At 65.3% G+C, this 25,212-nt stretch carries 23 protein-coding genes; 11 read left to right on the top strand and 12 right to left on the bottom strand.

Annotated features, from left to right (window positions below; genetic code table 11):
- Window positions 1-43: 43 nt before the first annotated feature.
- Genes QEP15_RS18945 through QEP15_RS18930 form a run of 4 tightly spaced genes read left to right on the top strand, consistent with a single transcriptional unit; the run spans window position 44 to window position 3,955 of the window.
- On the top strand, window positions 44-1,318 hold the full coding sequence (locus QEP15_RS18945; RefSeq protein ID WP_180098123.1) for a CaiB/BaiF CoA transferase family protein: 1,275 nt from the start codon (window positions 44-46) through the stop codon (window positions 1,316-1,318).
- The gene (locus tag QEP15_RS18940) at window positions 1,315-2,355 is read left to right on the top strand and encodes an ABC transporter substrate-binding protein (RefSeq protein WP_280147860.1); all 1,041 of its coding nucleotides are present in this window, start codon (window positions 1,315-1,317) and stop codon (window positions 2,353-2,355) included. The genes QEP15_RS18945 and QEP15_RS18940 overlap by 4 nt, the downstream gene beginning before the upstream one ends.
- On the top strand, window positions 2,348-3,157 hold the full coding sequence (locus tag QEP15_RS18935; RefSeq protein ID WP_152385294.1) for an ABC transporter ATP-binding protein: 810 nt from the start codon (window positions 2,348-2,350) through the stop codon (window positions 3,155-3,157). The genes QEP15_RS18940 and QEP15_RS18935 overlap by 8 nt, the downstream gene beginning before the upstream one ends.
- A 3-nt stretch (window positions 3,158-3,160) precedes the next feature.
- Entirely contained in the window at window positions 3,161-3,955 is a 795-nt protein-coding gene (locus QEP15_RS18930) for an ABC transporter permease (protein ID WP_056326801.1), read from the top strand.
- A gap of 25 nt (window positions 3,956-3,980) precedes the next feature.
- Here the strand turns inward: QEP15_RS18930 and QEP15_RS18925 are convergent, their stop codons facing one another.
- The 4 genes from QEP15_RS18925 to QEP15_RS18910 are packed head-to-tail and all read right to left on the bottom strand — an operon-like array spanning window position 3,981 to window position 7,821.
- On the bottom strand, window positions 3,981-4,556 hold the full coding sequence (locus QEP15_RS18925) for a biliverdin-producing heme oxygenase (RefSeq protein ID WP_280147859.1): 576 nt from the start codon (window positions 4,554-4,556) through the stop codon (window positions 3,981-3,983).
- 50 nt (window positions 4,557-4,606) lie between these two features.
- Window positions 4,607-5,239 carry a hypothetical protein gene (locus QEP15_RS18920; protein ID WP_280147858.1) on the bottom strand — a complete coding sequence of 211 codons (633 nt, stop codon included), beginning with the start codon at window positions 5,237-5,239 and terminating at the stop codon, window positions 4,607-4,609.
- 10 nt (window positions 5,240-5,249) lie between these two features.
- Entirely contained in the window at window positions 5,250-5,606 is a 357-nt protein-coding gene (locus QEP15_RS18915; RefSeq protein WP_223576540.1) for a response regulator, read from the bottom strand.
- Window positions 5,607-5,631: 25 nt separating this feature from the next.
- Window positions 5,632-7,821, bottom strand: coding sequence for an ATP-binding protein (locus tag QEP15_RS18910; protein WP_280147857.1), 2,190 nt, complete (start codon window positions 7,819-7,821; stop codon window positions 5,632-5,634).
- A gap of 97 nt (window positions 7,822-7,918) precedes the next feature.
- Here QEP15_RS18910 and QEP15_RS18905 point away from each other — a divergent pair, with 97 nt between their 5' ends.
- On the top strand, window positions 7,919-8,446 hold the full coding sequence (locus QEP15_RS18905) for a carboxymuconolactone decarboxylase family protein (RefSeq protein ID WP_056326810.1): 528 nt from the start codon (window positions 7,919-7,921) through the stop codon (window positions 8,444-8,446).
- A 39-nt stretch (window positions 8,447-8,485) separates the two neighbouring features.
- Here the strand turns inward: QEP15_RS18905 and tal are convergent, their stop codons facing one another.
- Window positions 8,486-9,439, bottom strand: coding sequence for a transaldolase (tal, locus tag QEP15_RS18900; protein WP_180098127.1), 954 nt, complete (start codon window positions 9,437-9,439; stop codon window positions 8,486-8,488).
- A gap of 234 nt (window positions 9,440-9,673) precedes the next feature.
- On the opposite strand from tal, the gene carA reads away from it, so the two are divergent.
- The 3 genes from carA (at window position 9,674) to QEP15_RS18885 (ending at window position 14,916) form a co-directional block, all read left to right on the top strand.
- Window positions 9,674-10,828, top strand: a complete 1,155-nt coding sequence (gene carA, locus QEP15_RS18895; RefSeq protein WP_180098128.1) for a glutamine-hydrolyzing carbamoyl-phosphate synthase small subunit — start codon at window positions 9,674-9,676, stop codon at window positions 10,826-10,828.
- A gap of 10 nt (window positions 10,829-10,838) precedes the next feature.
- Window positions 10,839-14,078 (top strand): carbamoyl-phosphate synthase large subunit, encoded by a 3,240-nt coding sequence (carB, locus tag QEP15_RS18890; RefSeq protein ID WP_056326817.1) that lies wholly within the window; start codon window positions 10,839-10,841, stop codon window positions 14,076-14,078.
- Between the two features lie 73 nt (window positions 14,079-14,151).
- On the top strand, window positions 14,152-14,916 hold the full coding sequence (locus tag QEP15_RS18885) for an SDR family oxidoreductase (RefSeq protein ID WP_056326819.1): 765 nt from the start codon (window positions 14,152-14,154) through the stop codon (window positions 14,914-14,916).
- Window positions 14,917-15,020: 104 nt separating this feature from the next.
- Here the strand turns inward: QEP15_RS18885 and QEP15_RS18880 are convergent, their stop codons facing one another.
- The 6 genes from QEP15_RS18880 to QEP15_RS18855 all read right to left on the bottom strand — a co-directional run bounded on the left by QEP15_RS18880 (window position 15,021) and on the right by QEP15_RS18855 (window position 21,364).
- Entirely contained in the window at window positions 15,021-15,665 is a 645-nt protein-coding gene (locus QEP15_RS18880; protein WP_180098129.1) for a histidine phosphatase family protein, read from the bottom strand.
- Window positions 15,666-15,691: 26 nt separating this feature from the next.
- Window positions 15,692-16,600, bottom strand: coding sequence for a LysR family transcriptional regulator (locus tag QEP15_RS18875; protein WP_152385286.1), 909 nt, complete (start codon window positions 16,598-16,600; stop codon window positions 15,692-15,694).
- Window positions 16,601-16,615: 15 nt separating this feature from the next.
- Window positions 16,616-17,701, bottom strand: coding sequence for an ABC transporter ATP-binding protein (locus tag QEP15_RS18870; RefSeq protein ID WP_062841735.1), 1,086 nt, complete (start codon window positions 17,699-17,701; stop codon window positions 16,616-16,618).
- Window positions 17,698-19,410 carry an ABC transporter permease gene (locus tag QEP15_RS18865; RefSeq protein ID WP_056326828.1) on the bottom strand — a complete coding sequence of 571 codons (1,713 nt, stop codon included), beginning with the start codon at window positions 19,408-19,410 and terminating at the stop codon, window positions 17,698-17,700. The genes QEP15_RS18870 and QEP15_RS18865 overlap by 4 nt, the downstream gene beginning before the upstream one ends.
- Before the next feature lie 89 nt (window positions 19,411-19,499).
- Window positions 19,500-20,825 (bottom strand): ABC transporter substrate-binding protein, encoded by a 1,326-nt coding sequence (locus QEP15_RS18860; RefSeq protein ID WP_152385284.1) that lies wholly within the window; start codon window positions 20,823-20,825, stop codon window positions 19,500-19,502.
- A 116-nt stretch (window positions 20,826-20,941) separates the two neighbouring features.
- Complete coding sequence (locus QEP15_RS18855; protein WP_056326831.1) at window positions 20,942-21,364, bottom strand: FlxA-like family protein; 423 nt, start codon at window positions 21,362-21,364, stop codon at window positions 20,942-20,944.
- Between the two features lie 145 nt (window positions 21,365-21,509).
- Here QEP15_RS18855 and QEP15_RS18850 point away from each other — a divergent pair, with 145 nt between their 5' ends.
- A complete protein-coding gene (locus tag QEP15_RS18850) occupies window positions 21,510-22,820 on the top strand; it encodes a solute carrier family 23 protein (RefSeq protein WP_280147856.1) in 1,311 nt (436 codons plus the stop codon).
- A 407-nt stretch (window positions 22,821-23,227) separates the two neighbouring features.
- Entirely contained in the window at window positions 23,228-23,704 is a 477-nt protein-coding gene (gene greA, locus QEP15_RS18845) for a transcription elongation factor GreA (RefSeq protein ID WP_008158056.1), read from the top strand.
- Window positions 23,705-23,834: 130 nt separating this feature from the next.
- Here greA and QEP15_RS18840 read toward each other — a convergent pair whose 3' ends face one another.
- Window positions 23,835-24,437, bottom strand: a complete 603-nt coding sequence (locus QEP15_RS18840) for a YhbY family RNA-binding protein (RefSeq protein ID WP_056326834.1) — start codon at window positions 24,435-24,437, stop codon at window positions 23,835-23,837.
- A gap of 18 nt (window positions 24,438-24,455) precedes the next feature.
- Between QEP15_RS18840 and QEP15_RS18835 the strand changes: the two genes are divergently transcribed.
- A complete protein-coding gene (locus QEP15_RS18835) occupies window positions 24,456-25,088 on the top strand; it encodes an RlmE family RNA methyltransferase (protein ID WP_056326836.1) in 633 nt (210 codons plus the stop codon).
- The last annotated feature ends 124 nt before the right edge of the window (window positions 25,089-25,212 follow it).

Here is a 25,212-nt window from a genome sequence, read left to right as displayed (position 1 = left end):
CGGCAACGCATCGGCAGGGCAACCAATGTGAGGAAGACAAACCATGTCAGCGCTGACCGGACTCAAAGTCCTGGAACTCGGCACGCTTATCGCCGGCCCGTTCGCCGCGCGCATCTTCGGCGAATTCGGCGCCGACGTCATCAAGGTGGAAACCCCGCACGGGCCTGACGGCACGGGCGGCGGCGATCCCATCCGCAGCTGGCGCCATCTGCACGAGGGCAATTCCTTGTGGTGGACGGTGCAGGCCCGCAACAAGCAATCCATCGCGCTCAACCTGAAAGACCCCCGCGCCCAGGAGATCGCCCGCAAGCTGGCGCTGGACGCCGATGTGGTGGTCGAAAACTACCGCCCCGGCGTCCTGGAAAAGTGGGGGCTAGGCTACGAACAGCTACGAGCCATCAATCCCGCCCTCATCATGGTCCGCCTGTCCGGCTATGGGCAGACCGGTCCCATGAAGGATCAGCCCGGCTTTGGCGCCATCGGCGAATCGATGGGCGGCCTGCGCTACGTGTCCGGCCACCCGGACCGTCCGCCGCTGCGCGTGGGCATCTCCATCGGCGACTCCATCGCGGCGCTGCATGGCGTGATCGGCGCGATGATGGCGCTGCGCCATCGCGACGCCACCGGCGGCCGCTGGAACGGCAAGACGGGCGATGAATGCCAGGCAGGGCAGGGCCAGATGGTTGACGTGGCCCTGTACGAAGCCGTGTTCAACATGATGGAAAGCCTGGTCCCCGAATACGACGTGGCCGGCGTGGTGCGCGAGCGCACGGGCGGCGCGCTGCCCGGCATCGTGCCGTCCAACACCTATACCACCCGCGACGGCCAGAACATCGTCATCGCCGGCAATGGCGACGCGATCTTTCATCGCCTGATGCGGGCCATCGGCCGCGACGATCTGGCCGAGGATCCGGACCTGGTGCGCAACGATGGTCGCGCGCGGCGTGTCCAGGAGATCGACGGGGCCATCCAGCAATGGTGCGACGGACGCGGCATCGAATCGGCACTTGAGGCGCTCAAGCGCGCCGACGTGCCGGTCGGCAAGATCTACAGCGTGGCCGATATGTTCAGCGACCCGCAGTTCCTTGCGCGCCGCATGATCGAGCAGCATCGCCTTGCCGACGGCAGCCCCGTCAAGCTGCCCGGCGTGGTTCCCAAGCTCTCGGAAACGCCCGGCCAGACGCGCTGGGTAGGCCCGAAATTAGGGGAACATACCGAGGAAGTCCTGAAATCGCTGGGGTATGATTCAGCGGCTATCGACGAGCTGGCGAAGACCGGCGCTATCGGAAAATCCGACAACCAGGAGACAAACCAATGACAGTCACCCGCCGTGAACTGCTCAAGATGGCCGGCGCTGCCGGCGTCATGGGCATGGCCCCTGCCATCGTGCGCGCGCAGAAACTCGAAAAGACCAAGGTTCAGATCGCAGTCGGCGGCAAGCCGCTGATCTACTACCTCCCGCTGACGATTGCCGAGGTGCGCGGCTACTTCAAGGACGAAGGGCTGGACGTCAGCATCGCCGACTTCGCCGGCGGCTCCAAGGCCTTGCAGGCCGTGGTGGGCGGCAGCGCCGACGTGGTCTCGGGCGCCTTCGAGCACACGCTGTCCATGCATTCCAAGGGCCAGGCCTATCGCGCCTTCGTGCTGCAAGGCCGCGCGCCGATGATCGGCGTGGGCGTGTCCAAGAAGAACATCCCGGGCTACAAGGGCCCGGCCGACCTGAAGGGCAAGAAGATCGGCGTGACCGCGCCGGGTTCGTCCACCAACATGGTCGTCAGCTTCTTCCTGGCCAAACATGGACTGAAGGCCTCGGACGTTTCCTTCATCGGCGTGGGCGCCGGCGCGGGCGCCGTGACCGCCGTTCGCAGCGGCCAGATCGACGCCATCTCCAACACGGACCCGGTGGTCTCGATGCTGGAAATGCCCGGCGAGATCCAGATCATCGTCGACACGCGCACGCTCAAGGACACGCAGGAAATTTTCGGCGGCAACATGCCGGCCGGTTGCCTGTACGCGCCGCAGGCGTTCATCGACGCCAACCCCAACACTGTCCAGGCGCTGACCAACGCAATCGTGCGCGCCGACAAGTGGGTCCAGAAGGCCGGCCCCGACGAAATCGCCAAGGTCGTGCCGGAAACCTATCTGCTCGGCGATCCGGCCGTGTACAAGGCCGCGCTCGGCAAGAGCATGGAAGGCCTGTCGCCTGACGGCATGATTCCGGAAGATGGCGCGGCCACCGCGCTCAAGGCGCTGGCCGCCTATCAGACTGACTTCGACAGCGCGAAGGTCGATCCGTCGAAGGTATGGACCAACGATTTCGCGCGCCGCGCCAACGAGAAGTATGCCAATGGCTGAAGCTGCACTGTCGCTGGAAAACATAAGTTGCACCTTTGTCTCGCGTGACGACCGGTCGCAGCGTTACACCGCGGTCAGCGACACGACCCTGGCCATTGCGCCAGGTGAGTTCGTGTCCGTGGTGGGCCCGACCGGTTGCGGCAAGTCCACGCTGCTCAACGTCAGCGCCGGTTTATTGGCGCCGTCGTCGGGGCAGGTGAAGGTATTCGGCCAGCCCCTTGTCGGCATCAACGAACGCGCCGGCTACATGTTCCAGGGCGAGGCGCTGTTGCCCTGGCGCAGCGCGCTGGACAACGTCATCGCCGGCCTGGAGTTCGCCGGCGTGGCCCGATCCGAAGCGCTGGATCGCGGACGCGAATGGATGCGCCGCGTCGGCCTGGGCGGCTTCGAGGGCCGCTACCCGCACCAGATGTCGGGCGGCATGCGCAAGCGCGCCATGCTGGCGCAGACGCTGATCCGCGACCCGGACATCATCCTCATGGATGAACCGTTCTCCGCGCTGGACATCCAGACGCGCCAGCTCATGGAGAACGAGGTCCTGGATCTGTGGATGGCCAAGCGCAAGGCGGTGCTGTTCATCACCCATGACCTGGACGAAGCCATCGCCATGAGCGATCGCGTGATCGTGCTGTCGGCCGGTCCGGGCACCCATCCCATCGGAGAATTTGCCATCGATCTGCCGCGTCCTCGCGATGTGGCTGAAGTGCGCATCGACCCGCGTTTCGTCGAGCTGCATGCCGCCATCTGGGGTGTGCTGCGCGAGGAAGTGCTCAAGGGCTATGCCCAACAGAAGCGAGCCTGAACCATGCCCAAACTGAATAAATCCGGTTCCGGCAGCCTGCGCATCTGGCAATTGCTGCTTCTCGTCATCATCCTGGCCGTCTGGCATTTCGCGTCGCGCGATCCCAAGGTCGCCTTCTTCTTTGGCGAGCCGCTGAAGGTCTGGGGGCGGATCTGGGCGTGGTTCGTCACCAATGCCGACATCTACACCCACTTGGCCGTCACGCTGACCGAGACGGTGCTGGCGTTTTTCATCGGCACGATCGCGGGTCTGGGCTTTGGTCTGTGGCTGGGGCTGTCGCCGCGCGCCAGTGCCATCCTCGACCCGTACATCAAGGCGGCCAACTCGATGCCGCGCGTCATCCTGGCACCCATTTTCGGCATGTGGTTCGGCCTGGGCATCTGGTCCAAGGTGGCGTTGGCCGTGACGCTGGTGTTCTTCATCGTGTTCTTCAACGTCTACCAGGGCGTGCGCGAAGTCAGTCCCACCTTGCTGGACAACGCCCGCATGCTGGGGGCGCGCAAGCGCCAGTTGCTGCGCCATGTGTATCTGCCGTCGGCCACAAGCTGGGTGTTCTCCAGCCTGCATACGTCGGTGGGGCTTGCTTTCGTGGGCGCGGTCGTGGGCGAATACCTCGGGTCGGCAAGCGGCGTGGGCTACCTGATCCTGCAGGCCGAGGGCACGTTCGACGTGAACACCGTGTTTGCCGGCATCATCGTGCTGACGGCCTTTGCCCTGATCCTGGACACTATCGTCGGGGTCGGCGAAAAGCGCCTGATGAAGTGGCAGCCCAAGTCGGGCGAAACCGAAAAGCTATAGATGCCTTGCCGGTGCGCTGCCGGGCTCAGGCCCGCAGCGCACCCTGGCTGCGCAGCCAGCCGGTCAGGCTGTCAAACGCGTCACGGGCGCCTTGCAGCGCTTGCGCCTCGCGGTCCCGCGCGCCAGCCTCGCTGTCCAGATACAGCAAGAACGCCTTCCACAGTGGTCCCACCTCTTCTTCATAGCCGCGCAGGTACCGCCGGGGCAGGTCGGGCGCCGCCGCCTGCAGCCGCTTGGCCAGGAACCGGCCGCCCAACTGCGAACCTTCCACGACGTACGCGACGCCCAAAGCGTAGGCGTCGGGCGCCGCCACCTGCGGCGGATGCGCGCAATGAACGATGGGCGCGGTATCGCCGGCCGCCTGCAGGTCTTCGTACAGCCAGGTGGTCTTGCCGGCGCGTTCCGGCGCACGCAGTTCCCGCGGCCAATCCAGTTGCCAGAGCCGCTCTTCCAACGGTTCCAGCCATCCCAGAAGCGCACGCAGATAAGCCAGATAGTTGCCCCGGTCCACATCGCCGTCGGCCAGCGCCAGGCCATGATCCAGCGTTTCGTGACGGTCGCGGGTGCCCTCGCGCAGCACCTGGTGGACGGGAGAAATCATGGCGTTCTTGAAGTGAAGGGTCTTGACGAGACGAGTCTCGATGGAATCGGTTAAACGGGCAGGTGCAGCGACCAGCAGCGGTCCTGGCGTTCCAGCCGCCAGCCCGCAGCCGTCGCAAGCAGCTCGACTTCCTGGGCGTCGAACGCGGGCGGCCGTTCAGAGGCCGCTTCGCCTTCGGGGACGCGGGCGCGCCAGACGCCGGGTTCGGAGGCATCCAGTTCAAGGTGGGTGTCGGCCGGCACCAGCGGCAACAGGCACAACAACCACGCCAGCACCAGGTAACGGGTGCTGAACAGCGGCACGTCGGCGTGGGCGACTTGCTCCGGCCAGCGAATGCCGTGGTGCGACAACAGCAGGTGCGAAAACATCAGCTTGCGGCAGTCCTGCAGCAGGTCGCCGCACGCCACGTTGGCGCCGCCGTCGCTCAGCCATCCTTCCAGGTCGCGCACCACGTTCACGCTTTCGTCGAGCATGTCGGAAAGGTCGCCGGCGAGGCGTTCGCAGCGTTGTTGCACGGCTTCGTCGCTGGCGCCTTCAGGGGCCTGGCGCAGCATGGCGGCCGCGAGAGAGGCGCTGGACAGCGGGCCCAGGACTTCGTGGCGCAGCACCGGAAAGATCTGGCTGAGCACCTTGAGCTGCACGCCCTTCACGGCCAGTCGGCCAAGGGTGTCGGATTGCATCATGAAAGAACCGTCAGGTGGCCTCGTGCAGAATGGCCAGGAGCGCGTCGGGGTCCGCCGGCTTTTCGATCCATCCGGTGAAGATGCCATTGATGGCATCGCGTCGTTCGTGCCGCGCCAGGCCGCTCAGCGCGTAGATGCGCGGCGGATTGGCGCGTTCGCGCAGGCGCTTGGCGAGCTCGTAGCCGTCCATGTCGGGCAGCAGGATATCGAGCAGCACGGCATCCGGCGCAAACGTGCCGACCAGCTCCAGGGCTTCGGCGCCGGTGGCGGCGCACCGCGTTTCCAGGTTTGAAAGCGCCAGGAACTCGGCCAGCAGTTCCGATCCCATTTCGTTGTCGTCCACCAGCAGGACGCGCATGGCGCGCACTTCGTTCAAGTTATGTCTCCCAGGTTCAAGAGGGGGTTGATTCCGGCAAGGCGCGGGGCAACGAGACTGTGAAGATCACGAGTCCGTCGCGGCATTGGACCGAGATGTCGCCGCCGTGGTCGCGCACGACCTGCTCGGCGATGTACAGGCCAAGGCCGAGGCCGGTGCGGTTGCGCGACTGGCCCACGGACTCCGGCTTGAAGGGCGAGAACAGATGCGCAAGCACGTCATCGGCGATCGGTTCGCCATGATTGATGACGCTGAGCGTGACACCGTCGCCGGACGCCGACGCGTTCACCACAATGGGCTGACGCGGCGCGCCGTGCTGGCGCGCGTTGCTCATCAGGTTGGTCACCACCTGCGCGATGCGGTCGGTATCGGCCATGAGCGTCAGGCCGTCCGGCACATCGGTTTCAATGCGCAGGCCAGGGTAGGCCTGGCGCTTTTCCTCGATGAGGCCGTTGACCAATGCCGACAGGTCGCACAGCCGCTTTTCGATGCCCAATCCCAGCCCGCCCTGCAGGCGCGACAGGTCCAGCACCTGCGAAATCAGGCGCTGCATCCGGCCGCTGGAATAGCGGATGCGCTCGCCCATGCGCGCCCCGGTATCGGTGCGCGACAAGAGCGTTGCGGCCATGGAGATCGATTGCAGCGGATCGCGCAGATCGTGGCCCAGCATGGCCAGCAGCGCGGTGCGGGCGCGGTCGACGTCGGCGGCGCGGCTGGTCGAAATGTGTGAGAGCTCGTCGCGCAGATTGTCCACGGCTTCCAGTTCGGAGGGCAGCCAGGGCAGACAGACCCCGCGCACGACCTCGCGCCACGCCTCGAACGAGCCGCGCGGAGTCAGGCGCGGGCCGAGGCTGCCGACGGCGTACTGCTTTTCCGGCTTGCCGCCCCATACAAGGGTCTCGATCTGTTCCTTGCGCAGCCAGATCAGCCAGCCATTGTTCATGGGGTCGAACTTGCAGGCAAGCAGCCCCGCGTACGGGACGATTTCGGTCTGCAATTCAGGGAAATCGCGCGCGATGTTGGTGGTGTGCACCACGCGCTGCCCGCTCTGGTCCAGCGCGTTCAGAATGCCCGCCAGTTCGCCGCGCGGCGCAATGCCGCCAAACACGGTGACGCTGTTGCTCCAGAGGCAAAGCGCGGCGTCGTTCGGGACCAGCGAGGCGGGCGTTTCGCCGCCCTGCGACAGCGCCTGATGCACGTTTTCAGAGGCCGACACGCGCTCGACCAGCTTGCTGACCAGCGCGGCGTTCTGGCGGGATTGTTCAGCCCGTTCGTTCGCTTCGATGCCAGACACGGTGGCGGCAACGACCTGCGCCATGGCTTCGCACGCCAGGCGGGCAGGGTACGGCAAGGCCCGCGGCGTGTGGTGGTGGCACGCGATCATGCCCCACAGGCGGCCGCCGATCACCAGCGACAGGCTCATCGACGCCCGCACGCCCATGTTCGCCATGTATTCCAGATGGATGGGCGACACGCTGCGCAAGACCGAAAAGCTCATGTCCAGCGCGCGCGGCTCCGGCGACGGGCCGCTCAGCACGCGCACGGGGTGGTAGGTCGCGTCGGCGATCAGGCGCAGGGTGTTTACCGTATAGAGCCGGCGCGCCTGCGCCGGGATGTCGCCGGCGGGGTAACGGCGGCCCACCCAGTCGTCCAGGTCGGCGCGGCGCTGTTCGGCCACGATCTCGCCGCTGTCGTCGGGATGGAAGCGATACGCCATCACCCGGTCAAAGCCCGTGGCGCGCTGCACTTCGCGCACCATGCTGTCCAGAAGCGAGGGAATGTCGCGCTGCCGGCGCACGCGCTCGATGCTGCGGTAGATGCGCTCGGGCGCGGCAATGCCGACGCCGTCGGCGCGGCGCTCGAGTTCGACGATGGTCAGACCGTCGGCATTGCGATGGCCAATGACGTCATACGTGGCGCGATCCAGCGTGATGGTCAGCGGATCGAAAATGGGGTCAGGGTTGCCGATCCACGTGGACAGGCAATATGCCAGGCCGGGCGGCAGCGCCTCGGGCGCGCAGGGCTGGTCCAGCGTCAGACACGTGTCGAGCAGCTGGGCGGCATTTTCGCTGGCGTAGCGCAGCGTGCCGTCCATGTCGAACGCGAGCAGCGCCCCCAGCGGCTGGATGGCGCCCGGTATATGTATCGGTTCGCTATCGCAATTGGCGAGAGTGAATTGGGGGTAGGATTCTGTGGGCGCATTCATGCGAGTGAGTAACCGTGGACGCGCGGAGGTAGTGCCATTATGTCAAAGATATTGTGAGAATGTGTGCATTTGCTGCCCTTAACCATCCGGAGTTCGCATGGCCCGTTTGCCCTACGCTGATTTGACTCATCCCGAAGCGCGGCCCCTGGTGGAACGCATCGTCGCGCAGCGGGGCAGTGTGCTGCATCTGTATCAGATGCTGCTGCACAGTCCCGCCGTGGCCGACGGCTGGCTGAACTACCTGACGTCGATCCGGCAGCTCAGCACGTTGCCGGGCGATCTGCGCGAGCTCGTCATCATGCGGGTGGCGGCCATCAACGGTGCGCCCTACGAGGCCGACCAGCATGCGCCGATCGCATTGAAGGAAGGCGTGTCCCAGGCGCAGCTCGATGCGCTGGATGCGTGGGAAACCTCGGGTCTGTTCAGCGAACGCGAACGGGCGGTGCTGGCCTACACGGACGCCATGACGCGTCACGTGCAGGTTCCCGAAGCGGTGTTCGACGCCGTCCGGGCGGCCATGGGGTCGGAAAAACTGGTGGTCGAGCTGACGGCGACAATCGCCGCGTACAACATGGTATCGCGGTTCCTGGAAGCGCTGCAGGTGCACTCCCACGATCACCGGTAGGAAAGGGGCGCGCGGACGGGCGCCGCGCGCCACGCTGGCTCAGCCTCGCTGCGCGTCGATCAGGGCGTCCAGCTTGATGGCATCGGCCACAAACAGGCGGATCCCCTCGGACAGTTTTTCGCTGGCCATCGCATCTTCATTGAGCAGGGTGCGGAACGTGACTTCATCCGCGCCGATGCGTTCGATGCCGCCGCGCGCGTCGCTGACGCGAAGCTGCGCCGGGGCGTCGCCCTCGGTGGAGGCCAGCTTGTTCAGCAGGTCCGGGCTGATCGTCAGCAGGTCGCAGCCGGACAAGGCAAGGATCTGCCCGACATTGCGAAAGCTCGCGCCCATGATCTCCGTGGGAATCCCGAAGTGCTTGTAGTAACGGTAGATATTGGTGACGGATTGGACGCCGGGATCGCGCGCGCCGGCATTGTCCTCTTCGACCCACGACGCCCCGGCCGATTTCTTGTGCCAGTCGTAGATGCGGCCCACAAACGGGGAGATGAGCTGCACGTGCGCATCGGCGCAGGCGACGGCCTGCGGCAGCGAGAACAGCAGGGTCAGGTTGCAGCGGATGCCTTCGGACTGCAGGACGCGGGCGGCCTGGATGCCTTCCCAGGTCGAGGCAATCTTGATCAGCACACGCTCGCGCGGGATGCCGGCGGCCTCGTACAGGGCGATCAGGCCGCGCGCGCGCTCGATGGTGGCACGGGTGTCGAACGACAGGCGGGCGTCCACCTCGGTGGACACGCGGCCCGGCACGATGTCCAGAATCGCGCGGCCGAAGGCGACCAGCAGGCGATCCATGAGCTCGGCGGTGGACGCGCCGCGGTGTTCGCGCGCGGTCTTTTCCAGCAGCGGACGGTAGGCGTCCTGCTGCACGGCCTTCAGAATCAGGGACGGGTTGGTGGTCGCGTCGGTGGGACGCAACGCCTTCATGGCTTCGAAATCGCCGGTATCGGCGACAACGGTGGTGTGATCACGCAGGGCGTCAAGTTGGCTGGGCATGGACTTATACGACTCGCAGCAGGCTAGGGTTGAAGGTGCTGCTAGCGTATCACCGACGCCGCCACGCCGCTGTCCGCCGCAAGGCCGAGGGCGGTCATGGAATGCCGCGCAACGACGCGGCAAAACAGCCGAAAACACCGATTTCGGCCTTATTTGGCGCGGTTCTCCGGGAAAAACGGCCGGTCAAGGTATAATCCGAAGGTTTGATTATCGATTCTAAAACCGGGGTTTACTGTGCTGCCGCAACTCTTTCCCGAGGGGATCAACCGCTTCCCTCCTGCAATTCTGGCTCTGGCGGACGGTACCATTTTTCGAGGCGTGTCGATCGGTGCGCCTGGCCATACCGTCGCCGAAGTGGTGTTCAACACCGCGATGACCGGGTACCAGGAAATTCTCACCGATCCCAGCTATAGCGGCCAGATCGTCACGCTGACCTATCCGCATATCGGCAACACCGGCGTCAACGCCGAAGACGTGGAATCCAATCGCGTCTATGCCGCCGGCCTGGTGGTACGCGACTGCCCCGCGCGCGTGTCGAACTTCCGTTCCACGCAATCCTTGCCTGACTACCTGAACGAGCAGGGCATCGTTGCCATTTCCGGCATCGACACCCGCAAGCTCACGCGCATCCTGCGCGAAAAGGGCGCCCAGGGCGCGTGCATCCTCGTGGGTTCCGACGCCGAGCGCGCCGTTGAACTCGCCCGCGGCTTTCCCGGCATGGCCGGCCAGGATCTGGCCAAGGTCGTGTCCATCAAGGAAAGCACCGGCTGGACGCAAGGCACCTGGCAGCTCGAAGGCGGATACACGTCGCCCGACCAGTCCAAGTTCCACGTGGTCGCCTATGACTACGGCGTGAAGAGCAACATCCTGCGCCTGCTGGCCGACCGCGGCTGCCGCATCACGCTGGTGCCCGCCCAGACCTCCGCCGAAGAGGTCTTCAAGCTCAATCCCGACGGCGTGTTCCTGTCCAACGGCCCCGGCGACCCCGAGCCCTGCGACTACGCCATCGACGCCACGCGTGCCTTCCTGGACAAGAAGCTGCCCGTGTTCGGCATCTGCCTTGGCCACCAGATCATGGGCCTGGCGGTGGGCGGCAAGACCGTCAAGATGAAGACGGGCCATCACGGCGCCAACCACCCTGTGCAGGACCTGGCGTCCAAGCGCGTGTTCATCACCAGCCAGAACCACGGTTTCGGCGTCGACGCGGCCAGCCTGCCCGCCAACGCGCGCGTGACGCACGTGTCGCTGTTCGACGGCACGCTGCAAGGCTTCGAGCTCACCGACCGCCCGGCCTTCTGCTTCCAGGGTCACCCCGAAGCCAGCCCGGGTCCGCACGACATCCTCGAGCTGTTCGACAAGTTCATCAGCCTGATGTCCGGCCAAAAGTAAAGATTGCATCATGCCCAAGCGTACAGACCTAAAAAGCATTCTCATCATCGGCGCCGGCCCCATCATCATCGGGCAGGCCTGCGAATTCGACTACTCCGGCGCGCAAGCTTGCAAGGCGCTCAAGGCCGAGGGCTACCGCACCATCCTGGTGAACAGCAACCCGGCCACGATCATGACGGACCCGGAAACGGCCGACGTCACCTACATCGAGCCCATCACCTGGCAAGCCGTCGAAAAGATCATCGAGCGTGAAAAGCCCGATGCGCTCTTGCCCACGATGGGCGGCCAGACCGCGCTGAACTGCGCGCTGGACCTGGCCCACCACGGCGTGCTCAAGAAGCACAACGTCGAACTCATCGGCGCCAACGAACACGCCATCGAAAAGGCCGAAGACCGCCAGAAGTTCAAGCAGGCCATGACCGACATCGGCCTGGAATCGGCCAAGTCGGGCGTGGCCCACAGCATGGACGAGGCCTGGGAAGTGCAGCGCCGCATCGCGGCCGAAGTCGGCACCTCGGGCTTTCCCGCCGTCATTCGCCCCAGCTTCACGATGGGCGGCTCGGGCGGCGGTATCGCCTACAACGCCGAAGAATTCGAAACCATCTGCCGCCGCGGCCTGGAAGCCTCGCCCACCAGCGAACTCCTGATCGAAGAATCGCTGCTCGGCTGGAAGGAATTCGAGATGGAAGTGGTCCGCGACAAGGCGGACAACTGCATCATCGTCTGCTCCATCGAAAACCTGGATCCGATGGGCGTCCACACGGGCGACTCCATCACCGTCGCGCCGGCCCAGACGCTGACCGACAAGGAATACCAGATCATGCGTAACGCATCGATCGCGGTGTTGCGCGAGATCGGCGTGGATACGGGCGGCTCGAACGTGCAGTTCGCCGTCAATCCCAAGAACGGCCGCATGATCGTCATCGAGATGAACCCGCGCGTGTCGCGTTCGTCGGCGCTGGCCTCCAAGGCCACGGGTTTCCCCATCGCCAAGGTCGCCGCGCGCCTGGCCGTCGGCTACACGCTCGACGAGCTGCGCAACGAAATCACCGGCGGCGCAACGCCCGCTTCGTTCGAGCCGACGATCGACTACGTGGTCACCAAGGTGCCGCGTTTCGCCTTCGAAAAATTCCCCACCGCCGACGCGCGCCTGACTACCCAGATGAAGTCCGTGGGTGAAGTCATGGCCATCGGCCGCACCTTCCAGGAATCGTTCCAGAAGGCGCTGCGTGGCCTGGAAGTGGGCGTCGACGGCCTGAACCAGAAGACCACCGACCGCGAAAAGCTGCAGGTCGAACTGGGCGAACCCGGTCCGGAACGCATCTGGTACGTGGGCGACGCCTTCGCGCAAGGTTTCACGCTGGACGAAGTGCACAACATCACGCACATCGACCCGTGGTTCCTTTCGCAGATCAAGGAAATCGTCGACATCGAGCTGGCGCTCGAGCAAAAGACGCTGGCCGACCTGGACTACGCCACGCTGTTCGAACTGAAGCGCCGCGGTTTCTCGGACCGCCGCCTTGCGTTCCTGCTGGATTCCTCGGAATCCGAAGTGCGCAAGCTGCGCCACCAGCTCAACGTGCGCCCGGTCTACAAGCGCGTCGACACCTGCGCCGCCGAATTCGCCACCCGCACCGCCTACATGTACTCCACGTACGAGGAAGAGTGCGAATCCGCGCCCACCGATCGCAAGAAGATCGTGGTGCTGGGCGGCGGCCCGAACCGGATCGGCCAGGGCATCGAGTTCGACTACTGCTGCGTGCATGCCGCGCTGGCGCTGCGCGATGACGGGTACGAGACCATCATGGTCAACTGCAACCCGGAAACCGTGTCCACCGACTACGACACCTCCGACCGTCTGTACTTCGAGCCGCTGACGCTGGAAGACGTGCTGGAAATCGTCCACAAGGAAAACCCGGTCGGCATGATCGTCCAGTATGGCGGCCAGACCCCGCTGAAGCTGGCGCGCGCCCTGGAAGCCAACGGCGTGCCCATCATCGGCACCAGCCCCGAATCCATCGACGTCGCCGAAGACCGCGAGCGCTTCCAGAAGCTGCTCAACAAGCTTGGCCTGCGTCAGCCGCCCAACCGCACCGCGCGCACCGAAGGCGAGGCCCTGGCCCACGCCGCCGAAATCGGCTATCCGCTCGTCGTGCGTCCCAGCTACGTGCTGGGCGGCCGCGCGATGGAAATCGTGCACGAGCAGCAGGACCTCGAGCGCTACATGCGCGAAGCCGTGAAGGTCAGCAATGACTCGCCCGTGCTGCTGGACCGCTTCCTGAACAACGCCACCGAAGTCGACGTGGACTGCCTGGCCGACGGCGAAACCGTCTTCATCGGCGGCGTCATGGAACACATCGAGCAGGCCGGCGTGCACTCGGGCGACTCGGCGTGCAGCCTGCCGCCGTACTCGCTGTCGGCGGAAGTCATCGCCGAGATCAAGCGCCAGACCACGATGATGGCCAAGGCCCTGAACGTCAGCGGCCTGATGAACGTGCAGTTCGCCATCCAGGGCGGTGACGTCTACGTGCTGGAAGTGAACCCGCGCGCCTCGCGCACGGTGCCTTACGTCTCCAAGGCCACGGGCCTGCAGCTTGCCAAGATCGCCGCGCGCGCCATGGCCGGCCAGACTCTCGCCGCGCAAGGCATCACGAAGGAAGTCGTGCCGCCTTACTTCTCGGTCAAGGAAGCCGTCTTCCCGTTCGTGAAGTTCCCGGGCGTGGACACCATCCTTGGACCGGAAATGAAGTCGACCGGCGAAGTGATGGGCGTGGGCATGAGCTTCGGCGAAGCCTTCGTGAAATCGCAGCTGGCAGCCAGCGTGCGTCTGCCGGAATCCGGCACGGTGTTCATCAGCGTGAAGAACCAGGACAAGCCCCGCGCCGTCGAAGTGGCGCGCGGCCTGCACACCCTGGGCTTCAAGCTGGTCGCCACGCGCGGCACGGCCGCCGAGATCGAAGCCGCCGGCATTCCGGTGCAAGTGGTGAACAAGGTCAACGAAGGCCGTCCGCACATCGTCGACATGGTCAAGAACGGCGAAATCTCGCTGGTCATCAACACCGTCGAAGAACGCCGCAACGCCATCGCCGACTCGCGCACCATCCGCACCCAGGCGCTGGCCGCCCGCGTGACCTTCTTCACGACCATCGCCGGCGCCCGCGCCGCGGTCGAAGGCATGCAGTATCTGCGCCAGGGCCTCGGCCTGCAGGTGTACCCGCTGCAAGAGCTTCACGCTTCCCTGCACGGCTAAGCCGGTAGTCAACGTTAGGGCACGCGAGAGCGTGCCCTAATTCTTTGCAACGCCAACACAGCGACGGGCACACATGGTCAACGTCTTCATCACCGGCGCCAGCAGCGGGCTGGGCCGCGCGCTGGCGCAGCAATACGCCGCATCGGGCGCCACGCTGGGCCTGCTGGGCCGGCGCGAGGACGCGCTGCAGGAACTGGCCGGCAGTCTGCCTGGCGTCCACCGCTGCTATGCCGTCGACGTGCGCGACCGCCAGGCGCTGCATGCCGCGGCGCAGGACTTCATCGCGTTCTGCCAGGGCAGGGTGGACGTGGTCATCGCCAGCGCGGGCATCAGTGCCGGCACGCTGACCGATCATGGCGAGGATTTCGACGTGTTCAAGGCCATCGTCGACACCAACCTGCTGGCCACGGTCTCCACCTTCGAGCCCTTCATCGGACCAATGCGCGCGGCGGGGGCGGGGCGGCTGGTCGGCATCGCCAGCGTGGCCGGTGTGCGCGGCCTGCCCGGGGCGGGCGCCTACAGCGCGTCCAAGTCGGCGGTGGTGACGTATTGCGAGAGCCTGCGACTTGAACTGGCCGCCCAGGGCATTGGCGTGGTGACGATCGCGCCCGGCTACATCAAAACCGCCATGACGGCGCACAACCCGTACTCGATGCCCTTCCTGATGGAAGCCGACGCCTTCGCATCGCGCGCCCGCGCGGCAATCGACAAGGGCACGAGCTACACGGTGATTCCGTGGCAGATGGGTGTGGTGGCCAAGCTGATGCGCCTGCTGCCCAACGCCGTGTACGACAGGCTCGCCCGCAACGCCCCGCGCAAGCCGCGCAAGACGGCCTGAGTCTGGCTGCGTTGTTCTCCGGTGTCTGACACCCGGCGGAAACGACCTTCAACTGCCGCACCTGTTTCAGGGGTGTCAGACACCCACAGACTCCCGGGTCCGATTCAAGGCACCACGTCGTCGCCGACCTCGGCTGCCACGTGGCTGACATCGCCCCAGTCCAACACTTCCCATTTGCGGCCATCAACGCCGACGCGGTTGATGCTGACATTGAGCAGCGCGGCGTCGCGCGGCGCGTTCAGGGGCACGCCCGAGGCATGGCGCCAGATGATGTCCAGCACGCCGCCATGAGTGAACAGCAGGATGCGCTCGCCTTCATGGCGGCTGGCGATATCGTCGACCGTGCTGATGACGCGCGACTGGAACTGGCCCAGCGTTTCGCCGCCGTCCAGCGGGCGCAGCGGATCGCGGCTCTTCCAGGCGGCCGCGGCCTCGGGCGCCAGCACGTCGATGCGCTCATGGTCCAGGCCTTCCAGCACACCGAAACCCCGTTCGCGGATGCCGGGCTCCACGCGCACGCGCAGGCCTAGCTGCTCGGAGACCGGCACGGCGGTCGCGTGCGCGCGCTGCAGATCGCTGCTGTAGATCGCGTGGATGGGTGTGTGCCTGGCCTCGTCGTGCAGGCGCGAGGCCAGCAGGCTGGCCTGGTTGACGCCAAATTCGTTCAGGGGGATGTCTTGCCAGCCTTGCAGGCGCCGCTGGCGATTCCAGTCGGTTTCGCCGTGGCGGATGAACCAGATTTCAGTCATTGCAGTCTTGTTGCGGGAATTGAGCCTTAAGCCTGGGCGGGCGCGATGGGCGCGCGCGGTTTCCAGATGGCTTGAATGATCGAGCTTAACGCGACCAGCGCGGGCTCGCTAGCGCGTTCGTAAGGCAGCATAAAGCCCAGCACGGCGTCCACGCGCGCCTGGCCCCACACGATGAAGTCGTTGGACGCCGCGCCCGCCAGCGCGGTTTCCTCGCGCAGCAGCGCGCAGCCCGCACCCGCCCGCACCAGCGCGTCCATGTTGGCCTGGTCGTCGTTCTGCATCACGATGCGCGGCGACAGGCCGTGCCGTTCGAACATATCGCGCAGCAGCAGATGCGTGTGACTGCCGGACTGCCCGTCCAGCCACGGCAGTTGCGCCACTTCGCGCCAGCCGCCGCGTTTGAGCACCGCCGCGTGTTCGCCGGGCATGGCGATGCGGTACCGCACACTGCGCAGCGGTTGCCACAGCACGCCACGCGGCGCGTTGGCCGCGATGGTCAATGCGGCAGGCAGACGGCCCGTGCTCACCTGTTCGGCCAGCGTCGCCGCGGGCTGCGTCTGCGTCTTTAACTCAACCAGCGGCAAGCGCTGCGTCACGGCCGAGGCCAACTCGCCCAGGCGCAGGAAATCGGGCTTTTCGCTGGGGACGCCCAGCTCGACAATGCCGTGCAGATTGCCCTGCAGCTGCTGCGCCTCGGACTTGAACTGCGCGCCCAGCACCAGCAGCGATTCCGCCGTTGGCAGCAATACTTCGCCTGCCTTGGCCAGGGCCAGGCGGCCGCCGCTGCGATCGAACAGCGCCACGCCCAGGCTCTGCTCCAGCGCCTTGATCTGTGCCGTCACAGCGGGCTGCGTCAGCGACAGCGCCTCGGCCGCCTTCGTCAGGTTGCCCAGCCGGGCGACCGTGACGAAGGCGCGGATCTGGTAGATTTCCATGGCCGCGAGTGTAGGTCAGGCCGCCAGCAACCGCACCTGTGTCGGCTCCAGCCCCACGGACACCGGCGCGCCCGCCGGAAACGGCGACAGGCCGGCCAGATGCGCCTGGTCCGCGGTCAGGCGCTGTTCGCCGACCTGCACCTGATAGCGCGTGAATTCGCCCAGGAATTCGCTGCTTTCCACAATGCCGGGCAGCCAGACGTAGCGCGCATCGCCCAGGCCGTCCGCCATCTCGATCTGCACCGTGTGGGGCCGGAAACTTGCCGCCAGCCGCGTGGCCGCGGGCGCGTCGCCCGCCAGCGGCAGATGCAGGTCGCCCACGCCGTCCACCGCCAGCGTCACGCTGCTGCTGGTGCGCTCGCGCACATTGCCTTCCAGCACATTCATCGTGCCCACGAAGTTCGCCACGAAGCGGTTCACCGGGTAGTCAAACAGCGTGCTGGGCGCGCCGATCTGCTGCACCACGCCGTGGTCCAGCACCGCCATGCGGTCGGCGGTCGTCATCGCTTCTTCCTGGTCGTGCGTGACGAAGATCGTCGTGATCCCCAGGCGGCGCTGCAGGCTCAGGAGGTCCTGGCGCATCTGCACGCGCAGCTTCTTGTCCAGGTTGGACAGGGGTTCATCCAGCAGCAGCACCTGCGGTTCGATCACGATGGTGCGCGCCAGCGCCACCCGCTGCTGCTGGCCGCCGGACAGTTGGTTTGGACGCCGCTTGGCATATTGGGACAGGCCGACCAGATCGAGCGCGGCTTCGACCTTGGTGCGGATCTCGGCGCGCGGCAGCTTGCGCTCGACCAGCCCGAACGCCACGTTGTCCCACACCGTCATGTGTGGCCACAGCGCGTAGTTCTGGAACACCATGCCGATGTTGCGGTGCCAGGGCGGGGTGCCGCTGATGTCCTTGCCGTCCACCAGCAACTGGCCGGCGCTATGCCGGTTGAACCCCGCAATCAGCCGCAGCAACGTGGACTTGCCGGACCCCGACGGCCCGAGCAGTGCGAAGAACTCGCCCGGCTCGATGCTGATGCTGACGTCCTTGAGCACTTCGGTGTTGCCGTAGGAAAGCTGAATGTTGCGGCATTCGACGCTGACTTTCTTCATGCGGATTCCCCTTCATTGCGCGCCGGCTGCTGGCGTTTGGACGCGCGGTCCACCAGCAGGTGCGAGATGTATGTGCCGATGCCCACGGCGACCACCGCCAGGACGCCGAGCGCGGCGCCCGGGCCCCGGCCCGCCGCGCTTTGCATGTAGAGATAGATGCCATAGCTCATGGGCGCCTGGCTGTCCTTGGTCACCAGCATGATGGTGGCCGACAGTTCCACGGCCGCGGTGACGAAGCTGGTCACAAAGCCCGCCAGCATGCCGCCCGCCATCAGCGGCACCACCACGCGGCGGATCGTGCTCATGCGCGTGGCGCCCAGGGACTGGGCGGCTTCTTCCAGCGACACGTGGATCTGCTGCAGCGCCGCCACGCACGAGCGCAGCGCATATGGCAACCGCCGCACGGAATACGCCAGCATGATGATGATCCAGGACGAGGTCAGCAGGGTGCCCGTGCCCGGCAGCTCGATGCCGCGGAACGTGCGCAGAAAGCCGATCGCCAGCACGATTCCCGGAATCGCCAGCGCCGCGGAGGCAAGAAAATCCAGCCATTGGCGCGCGGGCAGCCGGGTGCGCAGCATCAGGTATGCGATCGCGGTGCCCAGGATCACGTCGATCCCGGCGGCCAGCCCGCAGTACAGCAACGTGTTGGCGATCATGCCCTGCGACTCGGAGAACACCGCGGAATAATGCGCCAGCGTGTACCCGTCCGGCAGCGGCGCGTAGCTCCAGACGCTGGCCAGCGACAGCAGCAACACGCCGATGTGCGGCGACAGCACCAGCAGCAGCACCAGCACGATCCAGCCATACGCCAGCACGCTTTCCACCGGTCCCAGCTTGCGCTTCTGGATCGAATTGCCGCCCTTCTGCAGCGTGGAGTAGTCGCGCCCCTTGAGCACCCGCGCCGACAGCCACAGCGCCAGGATCGAGAAGCCCACCATGATGACGCTGATCACGTAGCCCAGCGGGTCTTCCAATCCGACCTGCGTGATGCGCAAGTAAGCCTGCGGCGCCAGCATGTTGGTGGTGCCCAGCACCAGCGGCGTGCCCAGGTCGTCGAACACCTTCACGAACACCAGCGACGCGCCGGCCACGTAGCCGGGCAGGGCAAGCGGAAAGATCACGCGGCGAAACAGCCGGAAGCCGCGCGAGCCCAGGTTGAAGGCCGCTTCCTCCATGGCCCCGTCGATGTTGCGCAGCGCCACGACCAGGTTCATCAGGATGAAGGGGAAATAATGGATGGCCTCCACGAAGATCACGCCATTCAGCCCTTCCATGAACGGAATCGTGAAGCCGAACCAATCGTTCAGCAGCAGGTTCACGCTGCCCGAGCGGCCGAAGATCAGCTGCATGGCCACCGCGCCCACGAAGGGCGGCATGATGAGCGGCAGCACGCCCAGGGTCTGGATCAGCAGGGCGCCCCGGAAATCGAAGCGCACCGTGAAGTACGCCAGCGGCACCGCGATCAGCGAGGCCAGCAGCGCCGACCAGCCCGCCACGTACAGGCTGTTGAAGAACGCCTCCCGCATCAACGGCTGGTTGAAGAAGGCGCCGAAGTGCCCGGTCGTGAAGCTGCCGTCGGCGTTGACGAAGGCGCTGTGAAAGACCGTGCCCACCGGCACGATCAGGAACAGCAGCAGAAAGCCCAACACCAGCAGCGCCGCCAGGACGGGGCCGGGGGGCAGGCGCAAATGGCCCGAATGATTCATCGAGATTCCCGAAAATCGTTGCCAGAAGACAAGCGCTGCCCGCGGCGGGCAGGTCAGGCCCGCTCGCCGCGTTCAGTGCGTCCTGCGTATCAGAGCGCGGCGGCTTGCCGCGCCAGCTTGACGGCTTCTTCGTAGTTGGCGCGCGCGCGGCCGTTCCACTCGCCTTCGAGCTGCGTGATCTGCTGATTGACGGCCGCGTCCTTCTTGTTGCCCGCGAAGATCGCCAGGAAGGCAGGGTCGGCCGCCTTCTTGCTGTCCACCAACGGCGCCCAGGCCAGCTTGCGCGCCTGGTCCAGCAGTTCCGCCGCCTTGCCGCTCTTGGCCTTGTCGCCCAGCTTGGCCTCGGCGTCGTAGATGGCCTTGGTGGCCGCTTGCAGCTCTTTCAGCCGGAACGTCACGGTCTGGTCGTACAGCGATTGCACGACGTAGTAGCGCGTCTGCGACAGGTCCGCATCGAAATGCACCTTGCTGCGCTTGGCGATTTCCGCCGGATCGGGATAGCCCGGCGGAATCTTTCCGGCCAGCGCGGAGTAGGGCAGCACCGGCAACCGCGAGATCTTCGGCTCCAGCAGCAGCTCCTGGCCTGCCTGGCTCAGCGTGAAGGCGATGAACTTCTTGCCTTCCTCGGTATTCTTTGCGCCCTCGATCAGCGCGATGTTGGCCGGGACGATGGCCGTCTCGGAGGGATAGACGAACTCGACCGGGAACTTGGAATACTTGCTCGACAGTCCGAAGAAGTCGATGACCGGGCCTGCGCCGAACTGGCCGTTGTTCACGCCGTCCGGCACGCCGAACGAGCGCTCGGTCACGGCGCTGCTGTTGCCCGACATGCGAAGCAGCGTGCTCCAGCCGTCATCCCAGCCTTCGCCCTGCAGGATGGTCTCCACCGTCAGGTGCATCGTGCCCGAGCGCGACGGCGAGGTGATGCCCACGTGGCCGAACCACTTGGGCGACAGCAGATCCTTCCATTCCACCGGAGCCGGAATCTTGTGCGCCGCGATGTACCGGGTGTTGTAGATGATGCCGTAGCCCGCCAGCGCCTGGCCCAGATACATCCCGCCCGGATCGTTGATGGGGTAGCTGCCGATCTTGTCGGGGACGTCCTTGTTGGCGATGTCGGCCGACTTGGCCAGCAGCTTGTCACGCCCCAGCACCTCGAACGCATCGGGCGCACTCGCCCAGAAGACCTCGGGGCGTTGGCCTGCCGGCGTCTCGCGCACGAAGGCGATGCCCGACACGGTGTTCTTGTTCAGGATTTCCAGGGTGATGCCTGGGTTCGCTTTTTCGAACGCGGTCTTGTAGGCCTGGGTCAGGTCCTTGGGGAACGACGTGATCACCGTAACGGTGCCGGCCAGGGCCGGCGCCGCGCAAACGGCCAGCAACGCCCCGGCCAGGGCTGTGCGCATAGCGTGCATGGTTTGTCTCCGTGGTTTTAGATTTGTCTGGAGACAGTACCGGCACGCCCGAGGAGCGTCCAATCAGAAATTTTGATGCGCGCCATCAGCGACGGCGCCACATCGCTTGCCCCGAATCAGGCCTGGGCCGACACGCCGGCCTGTTTGGCAGCCTGCGCCTGTTTTGCCAGGAGATGGGAAATCTGGCCTTGGATCTGCACGGCCTGGGCATTGAGCGCCATGATCTGCTGCGCCTTCATTTCGGCCGACATGCCGCTCGCCTTCACTTTGGCGATCTGATCCATGATGCGCTTGAGCTGCTTTTGCAACTCCTTGATCTGGCGGGTGTATTCGTCGTCGTTGTCGGTTTCTTCGGTGGCCTGCGCGTTGCCGACCTTGGTGGCGCCCGGATTGTTGACGCGGATCTTGCCTTCCGCAGTCACCGACACCGCATCCTGCCCCGAAGCGTTCTTCGCTTCCTTGTTGGCCTGGATCTTCTCGGCCCACAGATCTGCAAGGCTGCTGATCCGGGAGGTGCCGCTGATGCTGTTGATCGCCATGACTGTTCCTTTGCCTGGGATTTCGGGGTTTCCACTAATACGGCAATCGGCCGGCAAAACTTAAACGTTGCCCCCGCTTGATGGCCCCCTTTACACTGGCGCCCGCTCGCAGTTTGAAACCCTCTCGTACCACCCCGGGGAATCCATGTCCAACTCCTACTTTCCGCGCTGGCGCCTGGCGGACGACGCCGAGCCCGGCGTCATCATCGCGCCCGACGAACGGCTGTCCTGGCCCAAGAACGTCGCCATGGGCGCACAGCACGTCGTCGCGATGTTCGGCTCGACCGTCCTGGCGCCGTTGCTCATGGGGTTCGATCCCAACGTCGCCATCCTGATGTCGGGCATCGGCACGCTGATCTTCTTTCTGTTCGTGGGCGGCCGGGTGCCCAGCTACCTGGGTTCCAGCTTCGCGTTCATCGGCGGCGTCATCGCGGTGACCGGCTATGGCGGCGGCGGGGCCAACGCCAACATCGGTGTCGCGCTGGGCGCCATCATTGCCTGCGGTCTGGCTTACACGCTGATCGGCGTCATCGTCTGGATCGTCAATGCCCGGGCAGGCGGCGGCGCCAACTGGATCGATACCCTCATGCCGCCCGTCGTCACGGGCGCGGTGGTGGCGGTGATCGGCCTGAATCTCGCGCCCATCGCCGCCAAGGGCGCGATGGGGGCGTCGGGCTTCGATAGCGCCATGGCGATCGTCACGATCGTCTGCGTGGGCGGCATCGCCGTCTACACGCGGGGCATGGTGCAGCGCCTGCTCATCCTGGTCGGCCTGATCCTTGCCTGCGTGGTGTACGCGGTGCTGGCCAACGGCCTGGGCCTGGGCAAGCCCATCGATTTCTCCGCGGTGTCCGCCGCCGCCTGGTTCGGCCTGCCGCAGTTCTCGGCGCCGGTCTTCAAGGCCGAGGCCATGGGCCTGATCGTTCCGGTCGCCATCATCCTGGTGGCCGAAAACCTGGGGCACGTGAAGGCCGTCAGCGCCATGACGGGGCGTGACCTGGACCGCTACCTGGGCCGGGCCTTCGTCGGCGACGGCGTGGCGACGATGGTGTCGGGCGCTGTCGGCGGCACGGGCGTCACCACCTACGCCGAGAACATCGGCGTCATGGCGGTCACGCGCATCTATTCCACGCTGGTGTTCGTGATTGCTGCGGTGATTGCGATCGTCCTGGGCTTCTCGCCCAAGTTCGGCGCACTGATCCAGACGATCCCGGGGCCCGTGCTGGGCGGGATGTCGGTGGTCGTATTCGGCCTGATTGCCATCGCCGGCGCCCGCATCTGGGTCGTCAATCAGGTGGATTTCACCGACAACCGCAATCTCATCGTGGCCGCTGTCACGCTGGTGTTGGGCGCGGGCGACTTCACCATCAAGCTGGGCGACTTCACGCTGGGCGGCATCGGTACCGCCACCTTCGGCGCCATCATCCTGTATGCGCTGTTGCGACGCACCAAGTAAACGCGGCGGGCCGGGGCGCCCTGGCGCCCCCGTTTCAAGCCGCACAGGCAATCTTTCAGGTGTTTTTCAGCGGTAGCCGATCCCGGAAAACCGGCAGTCCGCGTCACGGTTCGCCGCTACGGTCGGCATCGCCAGCGTTTTTGGGCCGAAATCGCCGTTTTTAGCGGGTTACAGCGGCGAAATGCGCCGAAAAGGCCGTTTTCTCCGGCGGCTTGCATTTCCCACCAAGTTTGACCACAATATGAACTTGATTGCCCCGGTTCCGACCCGAGCCGGGGTTTTGTTTTGGTCGCCCGCGCCGCTCGCCAGGTTTTTTTCAAGCATCAGATGGCAAGCGCGCCGGTTCAGCGGCCTTCACCGAGAACGCTCCTTCGGGGCGTTTTTCTACTTTTTGTTTGGGAAACGACATGTCTGCCATTCCTTTGACCGTGCGCGGGGCCGAGCGCTTGCAAGAAGAGCTCCAACGGCTGAAAACCGTCGAACGTCCTGCTGTGATCAACGCGATCGCCGAGGCTCGCGCGCAGGGTGATCTGTCGGAAAATGCCGAGTACGATGCCGCTCGCGAGCGCCAGGGTTTCATCGAGGGCCGGATTGCCGAGCTTGAAGGCACGCTTTCCAATGCCCACATCATCGATCCGTCCTCGCTCGAGGCCGAAGGCCGCGCCGTGTTTGGCGCCACCGTCGACATCGAAGACCTGGATTCGGGCGATCGCGTCACCTATCAGATCGTCGGCGACGTCGAAGCTGATATCAAGTCCAACCTGATTTCCGTGTCCAGCCCCGTGGCTCGCGCGCTGATCGGCAAGAGCGAAGGCGACGTGGTCGAGGTCATGGCCCCGGCTGGCGTTCGCGAGTATGAAGTCCTGGGTGTGCGTTACATCTGACGCAAACCCGTCAAGCAGTAAAAATGTCAAACCACCCTGGCCCTGACGCAACGTTCGTCTGAATTCCGCGGTACATTGCGGATCGCTATGGTGGACCGGGCGCGTAAAGCGCCCGTTTTTGTGCCTGGACTTACCGTTTTGCAGTCTTGCGGCTGGTGCCGCTGCGGGCCCCGGCGCGCAGGCTCAGCGCGCTGCCGGCGCGGCGCGGAATGCCGTGGCCGCTGGTGGTGGCGCGTTTGTTGGACGGCCGCATGGGCTTGCCCTTCTTGTTGAGTTCGTCCTGGGGGACGTAACGCTTCTTGGCGGGCGCGGGCTCTTCGGACTCGCTGCGGCGCGGGCGCTTGGCAAGGGTCCGGCCTTCGGCGGCCAGCTTCTTGGGCGTGTACGGCTCCGAGGCGCGGCGCTTGGCGGGGGCTTCGGGCTCCTGGGCGGCCAGCGCGGCGGGCTTGATGTTGCCGGGCAGCGGGCGGAACAGGATCAGGGTCTTGCCCAGGTGATGCACGGGCGCGCACGATAGCGTGTCGCAGATCGTGGCAAGCATGGCGTCACGGGCCTCGCGGTCGTCGCCGCCGGCGCGAACCTTGATGAGGCCATGTGACGTCAGCGCCCGGTCGATTTCCTTCAGCACGGCGTCGGTCAGGCCGTTGTCGCCAATCAGGACGACAGGGCGCAGAGGGTGAGCGGCGGACCGCAGGTCGCTGCGCTCACGAGAGGTAAGTTCTAATATAGGCATGCGTGGAATTGTACGGTAATGGCCAAGAATAAATTCTCTAAAGACTGGATTCACCAGCACATCAACGATCCCTATGTGAAGCTGGCGCAACAGAAGGGCTATCGCGCCCGCGCCGCCTTCAAGCTGATCGAGATTCTCGACACCGAAAAGCTGCTGCGCCGCGGCGACCTGGTCGTCGACCTGGGCTCCGCGCCCGGCAGCTGGTCACAGGTGGCGCGCGAACGGCTCGCGGGGCCGGGCGGCGTCGTGGACGGCCGCATTATCGCGCTGGACATCCTGCCCATGGAACCCGTGGCAGGCGTGGAATTCATCCAGGGCGACTTCCGCGAAGACGAAGTCTTGAAACAATTGGAAGACATGGTCGGAACCCGTGCGGTGGACCTTGTTATTTCCGACATGGCCCCCAACTTGTCCGGGGTGGGTATTGCCGATGCCGCGCGCATCCAGCATGTGTGCGAATTGGCGATGGAATTTTCCTGCGCCCACCTCAAGCCCAACGGGGCGCTGATCGTCAAGGCATTCCACGGCACTGGCTTTTCGCAGATCGTCGAATCCTTCAAAAAGCGCTTTCGCCGGGTGGTTGAACGCAAACCGAAGGCGTCACGGGACAAGTCCTCTGAAACCTTTCTGGTGGCGCGCGATCTGAAGTAACCCTTCCGTATCCATCCGGGGCAAGGTGCCCTGGCCAAGAAAACCCCGTCCCGCCGAGACAACGACCAGAAAACTCAAGAATCAAATGTAATTAAATGGGCCCCACGGCTGCCGGGACGCAACT

The sequence above is a fragment of the Achromobacter mucicolens genome (assembly GCF_029866465.1).
Classification (GTDB): Bacteria; Pseudomonadota; Gammaproteobacteria; order Burkholderiales; family Burkholderiaceae_B; genus Achromobacter; species Achromobacter mucicolens.
The sequence above is the reverse complement of the archived record's forward strand: the minus strand, read 5'-3'. Positions and strand labels throughout refer to the sequence as shown.

What these genes read in the sequence shown, in the direction of transcription:
- QEP15_RS18945 (WP_180098123.1), top strand. Translation starts at nt 44, where the DNA reads ATGTCAGCGCTGACCGGACTCAAAGTCCTGGAACTCGGCACGCTTATC.
- QEP15_RS18835 (WP_056326836.1), top strand. Translation starts at nt 24,456, where the DNA reads ATGGCCAAGAATAAATTCTCTAAAGACTGGATTCACCAGCACATCAAC.
- QEP15_RS18910 (WP_280147857.1), bottom strand. Translation starts at nt 7,821, where the DNA reads ATGAATGCGCCCACAGAATCCTACCCCCAATTCACTCTCGCCAATTGC.
- greA (WP_008158056.1), top strand. Translation starts at nt 23,228, where the DNA reads ATGTCTGCCATTCCTTTGACCGTGCGCGGGGCCGAGCGCTTGCAAGAA.
- QEP15_RS18860 (WP_152385284.1), bottom strand. Translation starts at nt 20,825, where the DNA reads ATGCACGCTATGCGCACAGCCCTGGCCGGGGCGTTGCTGGCCGTTTGC.
- QEP15_RS18920 (WP_280147858.1), bottom strand. Translation starts at nt 5,239, where the DNA reads ATGATGCAATCCGACACCCTTGGCCGACTGGCCGTGAAGGGCGTGCAG.
- QEP15_RS18905 (WP_056326810.1), top strand. Translation starts at nt 7,919, where the DNA reads ATGGCCCGTTTGCCCTACGCTGATTTGACTCATCCCGAAGCGCGGCCC.
- QEP15_RS18925 (WP_280147859.1), bottom strand. Translation starts at nt 4,556, where the DNA reads ATGATTTCTCCCGTCCACCAGGTGCTGCGCGAGGGCACCCGCGACCGT.
- QEP15_RS18840 (WP_056326834.1), bottom strand. Translation starts at nt 24,437, where the DNA reads ATGCCTATATTAGAACTTACCTCTCGTGAGCGCAGCGACCTGCGGTCC.
- QEP15_RS18930 (WP_056326801.1), top strand. Translation starts at nt 3,161, where the DNA reads ATGCCCAAACTGAATAAATCCGGTTCCGGCAGCCTGCGCATCTGGCAA.
- tal (WP_180098127.1), bottom strand. Translation starts at nt 9,439, where the DNA reads ATGCCCAGCCAACTTGACGCCCTGCGTGATCACACCACCGTTGTCGCC.
- QEP15_RS18935 (WP_152385294.1), top strand. Translation starts at nt 2,348, where the DNA reads ATGGCTGAAGCTGCACTGTCGCTGGAAAACATAAGTTGCACCTTTGTC.
- QEP15_RS18865 (WP_056326828.1), bottom strand. Translation starts at nt 19,410, where the DNA reads ATGAATCATTCGGGCCATTTGCGCCTGCCCCCCGGCCCCGTCCTGGCG.
- QEP15_RS18850 (WP_280147856.1), top strand. Translation starts at nt 21,510, where the DNA reads ATGTCCAACTCCTACTTTCCGCGCTGGCGCCTGGCGGACGACGCCGAG.
- QEP15_RS18880 (WP_180098129.1), bottom strand. Translation starts at nt 15,665, where the DNA reads ATGACTGAAATCTGGTTCATCCGCCACGGCGAAACCGACTGGAATCGC.
- QEP15_RS18870 (WP_062841735.1), bottom strand. Translation starts at nt 17,701, where the DNA reads ATGAAGAAAGTCAGCGTCGAATGCCGCAACATTCAGCTTTCCTACGGC.
- QEP15_RS18885 (WP_056326819.1), top strand. Translation starts at nt 14,152, where the DNA reads ATGGTCAACGTCTTCATCACCGGCGCCAGCAGCGGGCTGGGCCGCGCG.
- QEP15_RS18855 (WP_056326831.1), bottom strand. Translation starts at nt 21,364, where the DNA reads ATGGCGATCAACAGCATCAGCGGCACCTCCCGGATCAGCAGCCTTGCA.
- QEP15_RS18940 (WP_280147860.1), top strand. Translation starts at nt 1,315, where the DNA reads ATGACAGTCACCCGCCGTGAACTGCTCAAGATGGCCGGCGCTGCCGGC.
- carB (WP_056326817.1), top strand. Translation starts at nt 10,839, where the DNA reads ATGCCCAAGCGTACAGACCTAAAAAGCATTCTCATCATCGGCGCCGGC.
- QEP15_RS18875 (WP_152385286.1), bottom strand. Translation starts at nt 16,600, where the DNA reads ATGGAAATCTACCAGATCCGCGCCTTCGTCACGGTCGCCCGGCTGGGC.